General features: G+C 60.7%; 8 protein-coding genes. 5 read left to right on the top strand and 3 right to left on the bottom strand.

Features of this window, described 5'->3' with window-relative positions:
* The coding region (locus tag HHJ19_RS12065; RefSeq protein ID WP_296907660.1) for an ABC transporter substrate-binding protein at positions 1-820 on the top strand (820 nt) is incomplete at its 5' end.
* Positions 821-916: 96 nt separating this feature from the next.
* Here the strand turns inward: HHJ19_RS12065 and mnmC are convergent.
* A complete protein-coding gene (gene mnmC / locus HHJ19_RS12060; RefSeq protein WP_296907657.1) occupies positions 917-2,821 on the bottom strand; it encodes an FAD-dependent 5-carboxymethylaminomethyl-2-thiouridine(34) oxidoreductase MnmC in 1,905 nt (634 codons plus the stop codon).
* A gap of 9 nt (positions 2,822-2,830) precedes the next feature.
* Complete coding sequence (locus HHJ19_RS12055) at positions 2,831-3,103, bottom strand: oxidative damage protection protein (RefSeq protein ID WP_296907655.1); 273 nt, start codon at positions 3,101-3,103, stop codon at positions 2,831-2,833.
* A gap of 150 nt (positions 3,104-3,253) precedes the next feature.
* Between HHJ19_RS12055 and HHJ19_RS12050 the strand changes: the two genes are divergently transcribed.
* From HHJ19_RS12050 to HHJ19_RS12035, 4 genes are all read left to right on the top strand, one after another.
* Positions 3,254-4,285, top strand: a complete 1,032-nt coding sequence (locus HHJ19_RS12050) for a sulfate ABC transporter substrate-binding protein (protein WP_296907653.1) — start codon at positions 3,254-3,256, stop codon at positions 4,283-4,285.
* 300 nt (positions 4,286-4,585) lie between these two features.
* Positions 4,586-4,828, top strand: coding sequence for a hypothetical protein (locus HHJ19_RS12045; protein WP_296907652.1), 243 nt, complete (start codon positions 4,586-4,588; stop codon positions 4,826-4,828).
* A 161-nt stretch (positions 4,829-4,989) separates the two neighbouring features.
* Positions 4,990-5,538 carry a DsbA family protein gene (locus HHJ19_RS12040; protein ID WP_296907650.1) on the top strand — a complete coding sequence of 183 codons (549 nt, stop codon included), beginning with the start codon at positions 4,990-4,992 and terminating at the stop codon, positions 5,536-5,538.
* Positions 5,539-5,658: 120 nt separating this feature from the next.
* Positions 5,659-5,988, top strand: a complete 330-nt coding sequence (locus tag HHJ19_RS12035) for a DUF6172 family protein (protein ID WP_296907648.1) — start codon at positions 5,659-5,661, stop codon at positions 5,986-5,988.
* 33 nt (positions 5,989-6,021) lie between these two features.
* Here HHJ19_RS12035 and HHJ19_RS12030 read toward each other — a convergent pair whose 3' ends face one another.
* Positions 6,022-7,323, bottom strand: a complete 1,302-nt coding sequence (locus HHJ19_RS12030) for a DEAD/DEAH box helicase (protein WP_296907646.1) — start codon at positions 7,321-7,323, stop codon at positions 6,022-6,024.
* Positions 7,324-7,401 lie beyond the last annotated feature (78 nt).

The following is a 7,401-nucleotide window of genomic DNA, read 5'->3' as shown; positions in this document are numbered from 1 at the left end:
GGTCTGGGACAAAGGCAACCGCTACACCTTCCGGCTGCGCCCCAGCACCTATAGGCAGGCCGCCATGCTGGTGGAAGAAGCCGCCAAACTGCCGGCAAAGCGCTGGGCCACGATAGCGCCAAATTACGAATATGGCCCGAGCGCGGTGGCCAGTTTCAAGGAATTGCTCAAGGCCAAACGCCCCGACGTGGAGTTTGTCGGCGAGCAGTGGCCGGCGCTCGGCAAGCTGGAGGCCGGCACCACGCTGCAGGCCACCATGCAGTCCAGACCCGACGCGATCTTCAATGTTTCTTTTGGCGCCGACCTCGCCAAGCTGGTGCGCGAAGGCAATCAACGCGGCATTTTCCCGAAAACGCCGGTTGTTTCGCTGCTGTCAGGCGAGCCCGAATACCTTGACGTGCTGAAAGACGAAACGCCGAAGGGCTGGATCGTCACCGGCTACCCCTGGGACCAGATTGACTCGCGTGAGCATGCCAGTTTCGCTGCCAACTACTACCGCCGCTTCAAGGAATACCCGAAGGTCGGTTCGGTGGTCGGTTATGCCACCATGCAGGCGATTTTTGCCGCCATCAGGAAAGCCAATTCGCTGGACAACGAAAAGCTGGTGATGGCGCTGCGCGGCCTGAAGTTCTCGACCCCGTTCGGGCCAGCGGAATTTCGCGCCATTGACCATCAGTCGACCATGGGCGCCTATGTCGGCAAGCTGGATCTGCGTGGCAACAAGGGCACGATGGTGCAGTGGCGCTATGCGGACGGCAAGGCGTATTTGCCGAGCGACTCTTATGTCAAGGCGCGCCGCCCGGCCGACGCGATGAAATAGGGTGCTATCAAGTCGATAGCTAGCTAAGGCCGTATTCATTGGACAAGAGCAACATTTAGCTTGAAATTTGCTGAAACCTGCTGAAATTCACAGTACTCAAGCCGCTATAGCGTACTGGGGCAGCAGCGCATCAGCCTCGCGCTGCGCCAGCGGCAGGGGCTCGCCGTGAAGCCTGGCGGCCAGCAGCTCCGCGCACAGCGCGGCAAACGTCAGTCCGCGTGAGCCCATGCCGCTGCAGACCCACAAATCAGGCACTTCCTGTGCATCCAGCGGCCCCAGTACTGGCAGCCGGCTGGGCGTGGCACAGCGAACGCCAGCCCAGCTGTTGATCTGGCCATTGCCCCATGCGCCCTGTAGTGCACTGGCCACCGAAGGCAACAAGGTCTTCAACTTGTCCAGATTGTGCTGATCGTCCTCCGGAAGGCTCAGGCGGCTGGTGTTGTCACGCTCAAAGCTGGAACCGGTGACCCAGGCCAGCCCTTCGGCCAGAGGCACGGCGGGAACCAGGCTGCCGTGGCCGTTGACCGGGAAGTCGGGCAGCAGCGCCGTCACACCTGGCGCATGAAACGCCCACGAGACCTGGCCGCGAATCGCCTGCAGCGCCAGCGGACGCTCGACACCTTCGGCGGTTGCCACGGCCAATGCGCGGGTGCCATAACCCGCAGCTACCACCACCAGTTCAGCGCTGGCCAGTTCCTGTCCTGCCGCGTCCAGCACCTGCCATTGTCCCGTCTGCCGGCGCAGGCAGCTGGCCGCCGAGTTGCCGCGCCAGCGCACGCCTGGCGTTGCCAGCCAGGCGCCGACAAGTCGCGCGGGTTTTATCCAGCCGCCCCGCACATGCCATAGCGCCGGGGTGGCTGGCGGCAGACCGCAGTTCGCGAGTTGTTCGGGCGTCGCCGCGCGCGTCCAGTCATGCGCAGCGTCGGCCAGGGCTCCCGGGGGTTGCCATGCGGCCGGTAATTTGCGTGGATGAGTCACGCCATGCTCCAGCACGCCGGTAAACGCCCAGTCGCTGCCCGCTGGCATCAATGCCTCCACCTGTTGCAGTGTGGCCCGAATGCCACCGCGTGACAGGCGCGAGAGCAGGCTGTCATCCGGAGATACATGGGGTGCGATGACGCCAGCGGGCAGCCCGGAGGCGCCGTTAGCAGGGCGTGGCGCCGCGTCCAGCACCGTCACCTGCCAGCCGCGGCGCGCCAGGCTGGCCGCGACGGCCGCGCCGGACAGGCCCGCACCGATGACGAGGCAACGGGCCGGTTCTCTGCGCGTTGCAGCTGGCTTTCCATTTTTGGGTTTCCAGGACGGGTTGTACTCGCCCTGCAGGTTGTCACGCTGGGGCGGCGTTCCGGGGACTTGGTTGACGACGAAACCGCACTGCGTCAGCGCATCGAGCACGCTGCGGGCGATGGTCCAGGTAGCCAAGCGCGTGCCGCGCCGGCAACAGCGGGACACTGCCTTGAAGGTGTGAAGGTCCCAGATATCCGGATTGCGCTGGGGACTGAAACCGTCGAGATAGACCGAGTCGGCCTCGAACGACGACTCGCGCAGCATGGCCTTGGCGTCACCCACGCAGAGCGTCAGCAAGACCTGGCCGTCCTCAAACACCAGCCGGTGAAATCCGGGCAGCAAACCCCAGAGCTGGCGCTGCAACTCCTGGGCAAACGGAAAAAGTTCAGGGTGGGATTGCGCGCCGCGCAGCACATCTTCCGCGCTTGCCGGAAAAGCCTCCAGCGATACAAAATGGAGCAGGTGAGGGCGTAGCGGGTCAACCTTCCAGGCGGCCCAGGTCACCAGAAAATTCAGCCCCAGGCCAAAACCGGTTTCCAGAACGCACCATTGCGGCTGACAGGCCCAGGCGCCGGGCAGGCCGCAGCCCTTGAGAAAAACGTTGCGGGCCTGCTCCAGCCCGCCCAACTCGCTGCGGTAGCGGTCGTCAAAACGTGGGCTGTGAGGGCTGCCGCCTGCCGTGCCGTCGTCCAGCCAGTCAATGCGCTCCGGCATCCCCGGCCCTCAGGCGCTGGGCGGAACGTAGCCTTGCACCGCGTCGGCGCCATCGCCGAAGAAATGCTTTTCCATCTGCCGCGCCAGGTATTGGCGGGCGCGCGCATCGGCCAGGTTTAGTCGGTTTTCGTTGACCAGCATGGTTTGCTGCTTCATCCAGTCGGCCCATGCCTGCTTGCTGACTTCTTCCCAGATGCGCTTGCCCAGCGCGCCCGGGTACGGGGGAAAGTCCAGGCCTTCAGCTTCCTTGCCGAGTTTGATGCAGTGAACGAGGCGTGCCATATAAAAATTTCTTTCGTTGAAATAGGCTGGTTATAGATGATTTAGATATAAAAAAATGAAATTTTATTCGTTTCAGTTTTTAAGCAATGATTCCAGAATCCAGTTTCTTTATTAACTGCACGCAATCGCAAAAAAAACGGAAACCTGAATATGACTACACGCCGCCATTTTATGAATGTTTCGCAACGCGCCACATTAGCCGTCGCGTTGGCAGTGTCATCCCTGGGCGCTTTGGCCCAGCAGCCACCCGTCACCCTGCTCAATGTGTCCTACGACCCGACCCGCGAACTGTATGCGGAGTACAACATCGCCTTCAGCAAATACTGGAAGGCAAAGACCGGCCAGAACGTCACCATCAAGCAGTCGCATGGCGGTTCTGGCAAGCAGTCGCGCTCGGTGATTGACGGCATTGACGCCGATGTGGTGACACTGGCGCTGGCCGGCGACGTCGATGCGCTTGTCAAGAACGGCGGCCTTATTCCAAAGGACTGGCAAAAGCGCCTGCTGCACAACTCGGCGCCCTACACCTCGACCATCGTGTTTCTGGTGCGCAAGGGCAACCCCAAGGGAATCAAGGACTGGGACGACCTGACCAAGTCCGGCGTTGCCGTCATTACGCCAAATCCCAAGACTTCGGGTGGTGCCCGGTGGAACTATTTGGCGGCTTGGGAGTTTGCCAAGCGCAAGAACTCTGGCAGCGAGGCCAAGGCCAGGGAATTCGTCGCCAACCTGTACAAGAACGTCCCGGTTCTGGACACTGGCGCCCGCGGCTCGACCATCACGTTTGTACAGCGCAACGTTGGTGACGTGCTGGTAGCTTGGGAAAACGAAGCCTTCCTGGCGCTGAAAGAGTTTGGCGCCGACAAGTTCCAGGTCGTGGTGCCGTCCATCAGCATACTGGCCGAGCCGACGGTCACAGTGGTAGACAAGAACGTCGATAAAAAGGGAACCCGCGTCGTGGCGACGGCTTATCTCGATTATTTGTATTCCGACGAAGGCCAGGACATTGCCGGCCGCAACTACTACCGCCCGACCGGCGAGAAGGCCAAGACCCGATACGCCAGCCAGTTCCCCAAACTACAGCTCTTCACGATTGACCAGGGTTTTGGCGGCTGGGCAAAGGCGGACAAGGACCATTTTGCCGATGGTGCCTCGTTTGACCAGATTTACACGCCGAAGTAAGCGGCGCACTGGCTGGTCCCCGGGCTCCGCAAAGCCTCTCTAGACAAGGGAAAAGCACAGCACGCCAGTTTAGGGGTAAAATACGTCAGGGCTCATATTAGACAAGCATCGCCAGCTATAAAAAATATAGCGGAACAGGATGGTGCAGGCTTGGCTAAAGCGGCAAGTGCATGCGGCGCAAGATCCTCATTATGGCCATTGCATGGTTTCGCGCGAAGCTACAGGTAAAAGAAATTCCGGACCCTGCTGCGGACAGGGCCACCCGCCGTTCAAACCCTTCAACCCAGAAAGACTCAAACCATGGCAAGAGCTGACGCCAAAACCGCTGTCCTCGCTGACGGCCTGCGCTACAAATCCAAGGTATCTGGCTCGCCATTTGCGGCCACCACTTCATTTGGTGCTGCCACTATGTCGTGTTTCATGTGCGGCAAGCATCGCGCACGCTCCATGATGGGCACACGCAAAGTGCTGGGCAAATCCCAGGCCGTCTGCTCACCTTCCTGCAAGGCGCTGGATGAAGCACTGGAAAACGCTGCAGGATAATTGCAAAGCCGGATCGCCCGCATCGGCCGTGCTGTTGACTTGATCATGCGGTGGCAAGCAGGGCATACTGTGTTTCTATTGCGCGTGCTGAACACCGTCAAGGGATATCTATTCCTTTATGTCTCCAAGCGCCCTCAATGCATAGTTGAAAGGCAACTTTTATGACCGCCAACGCCAAGCCGGATCCGTTGTTTTCGCCGGACGAGGCCACTGACCACATTCATGGCCCGGCCTTCGCGCCTGTCACGGTGATCGAGTACGGTGATTTTGAATGTCCGTCATGCCTGCAGGCCTACACCTCCCTGAAGGTTATGCTCCCCCATTTTGGCTCGCAACTGCGCTTCGTCTTCCGCCATTTTCCGTTGCGGGAGGCGCATCCCCATGCCGAACTGGCCGCAGAAGCGGCCGAAGCGGCTGCTGCCCAAGGCAAGTTCTGGCCGATGTACGAACTGCTTTTTACGCACCAGCAGCACCTGAAGGAGAAACAGCTGCTCGACTATGCGGGCCAGGTGGGATTGGACTTGCCGCGCTATCAGAACGAGATGAACGATCACGTTTATCTGCAGCGTGTGCAGGAGAACATGCAGGGCGGCCGGCATCTGGGCGTTCGTTCGACGCCTGCGTTCTATGTCAATGGCCACTTTGCGGATGTGTCGTTCGGCTTTCAGCACCTGCACCAGGCTATAGAAAAGGCGCTGCCAGTGCGTTGAACGACGGGTCGGGGTCAATAGCGCCTTATCGGGCCAGTGACGGCCCGATAATGGAGTGCTTTCGAGTCACGCCCCCAGTGGCTGAGCTCGCACCGAACAGACGACCCAACAAGGATACCCGTGAGAAAAACCTACCAACTCAACATTGAAGGCAAAAACCGTGACCGCCTGCTGGACGCCAGCAAACATGACATCCGCAAGTACGTTAAACGCGAGCGCAGCCGGCCATTGCCGAAGGGCGTGGATTATTGGGACTTCGAATGCCGATTCGGCAGCAATGAAGCGAGCGCTGCGCCAGTGCATTTCGCCACGCTCATGGGCTTGATCGACACGGTTGCCAAGGAAGGCGATGAGCAGTTTTACGTCGAGGTGGTCACTCGACACGGCCAGCGGACGGAAAAACCGCGCGATGCCGGGGTGGCTGCCGACAGCGGAGATCACGTCGAATAAACCGCCTGGCCGATGAATGGCGGCGAGGGCGGCTTATTGCCCCTGGCCTTGACCTGACTGCACCCTGGCAGCCGCTTCGCGCAGCTTGTCTTTCTTGCTCGGACGCTTGCCCTTGATGCCGCCGTTGGCATCCGGCTCGGGCACGCGTGCATCGCTGCTCTCCATGTTGCCTGGCTTGGCCGCATGGAGAGGCTCGAAGCCCGGAATCTGCTCGCGCGGCACGTTCAGGTGCTGGCGTTTTTCAATCAGCTGCCAGTGCGCTTCGGTAACCGCACTGACAAAACTGATGGCCATGCCGCTTTCACCGGCGCGCCCGGTGCGGCCGATCCGGTGGGTGTAGTCGATTGCCGAGCGCGGAAGATCATAGTTCACCACCACAGGCAGCTGGGCAATGTCGATGCCGCGTGCGGCCACATCGGTTGCCACAACGACCTGCAGGATTTTCAGCTTGAAATCCTGTAAAACCTGGTTGCGCTTGCCCTGGCTCAGTTCACCATGAAAGGGTTCCGCCTCGATGTCGGCCTTGCGCAGCTTGTCGGCGACGATTTCGGCGGCATGCTTGGTGGCGACGAACACCAGCACACGCTGCCACTTTTCGGTTTGCACGAGATGGCGCAGCAGCTGGGTTCGCCGCGGCGCATCCACTTCAATGGCCCGCTGCACGATTTCAGGCTCGGCCTGCGGTCCGGCTTGCACCTTGATGCGCAGGGGCTGGTTCAGCATGGCTTCGGCCAGCGTTTCAATGGCGGGCGGAAAGGTGGCCGAAAAGAAAAGGTTTTGCCGCTGCCGGGGCAGCATGTCAAGGATGCGGCCCAGCTCATCGCCAAAACCCATGTCCAGCAGGCGGTCGGCCTCGTCGAGCACCAGTGTGCTGACCGAGGCCAGCGTCAGCGCGTTGTGGTCAATCAGGTCGATCAGGCGGCCCGGCGTGGCCACCACGATGTCGGCGCCGCTACGCAGGTTCATCATTTGCGGGTTGATCGACACGCCGCCAAACACGACCGCCACCTTGACTCGCCGGGGCAGGTATCTGGCCAGGCTGACAATGGATTCACCCACTTGGGCTGCCAGTTCGCGCGTAGGCACCAGCACCAGCCCGTGGACGCGGCGCGGCGTTTGATCGGCCGTTTCGGCCACCTGCTGCAGCATGGGCAAAGCAAACGCGGCAGTTTTGCCGGAACCAGTCTGGGCAGACGCGACCACATCGCGACCCTGCAAAATCGCCGGAATGGCCTCGCTCTGGATGGCCGTGGGAGTCGAATAGCCTTTTTCAGCCACGGCGCGAAGAAAAGAGGGCAATAGCGTGGGCGAAAAGCCCAGTGAGGAAAATGGCATGGGAGACGCTTTAAAGACGATGAGGCGGCGAAGGACGCGCGCAGGCCGTTTTCTGAGTGGCTTGCAGGACATTTCCTG

Origin of the sequence: Polaromonas sp., from assembly GCF_012927415.1 — a bacterium.
GTDB lineage: Bacteria > Pseudomonadota > Gammaproteobacteria > Burkholderiales > Burkholderiaceae_C > Polaromonas.
This window is presented reverse-complemented; position numbering and strand designations above follow the sequence as displayed.

What these genes read in the sequence shown, in the direction of transcription:
- mnmC (WP_296907657.1), bottom strand. Translation starts at nt 2,821, where the DNA reads ATGCCGGAGCGCATTGACTGGCTGGACGACGGCACGGCAGGCGGCAGC.
- HHJ19_RS12055 (WP_296907655.1), bottom strand. Translation starts at nt 3,103, where the DNA reads ATGGCACGCCTCGTTCACTGCATCAAACTCGGCAAGGAAGCTGAAGGC.
- HHJ19_RS12050 (WP_296907653.1), top strand. Translation starts at nt 3,254, where the DNA reads ATGACTACACGCCGCCATTTTATGAATGTTTCGCAACGCGCCACATTA.
- HHJ19_RS12045 (WP_296907652.1), top strand. Translation starts at nt 4,586, where the DNA reads ATGGCAAGAGCTGACGCCAAAACCGCTGTCCTCGCTGACGGCCTGCGC.
- HHJ19_RS12040 (WP_296907650.1), top strand. Translation starts at nt 4,990, where the DNA reads ATGACCGCCAACGCCAAGCCGGATCCGTTGTTTTCGCCGGACGAGGCC.
- HHJ19_RS12030 (WP_296907646.1), bottom strand. Translation starts at nt 7,323, where the DNA reads ATGCCATTTTCCTCACTGGGCTTTTCGCCCACGCTATTGCCCTCTTTT.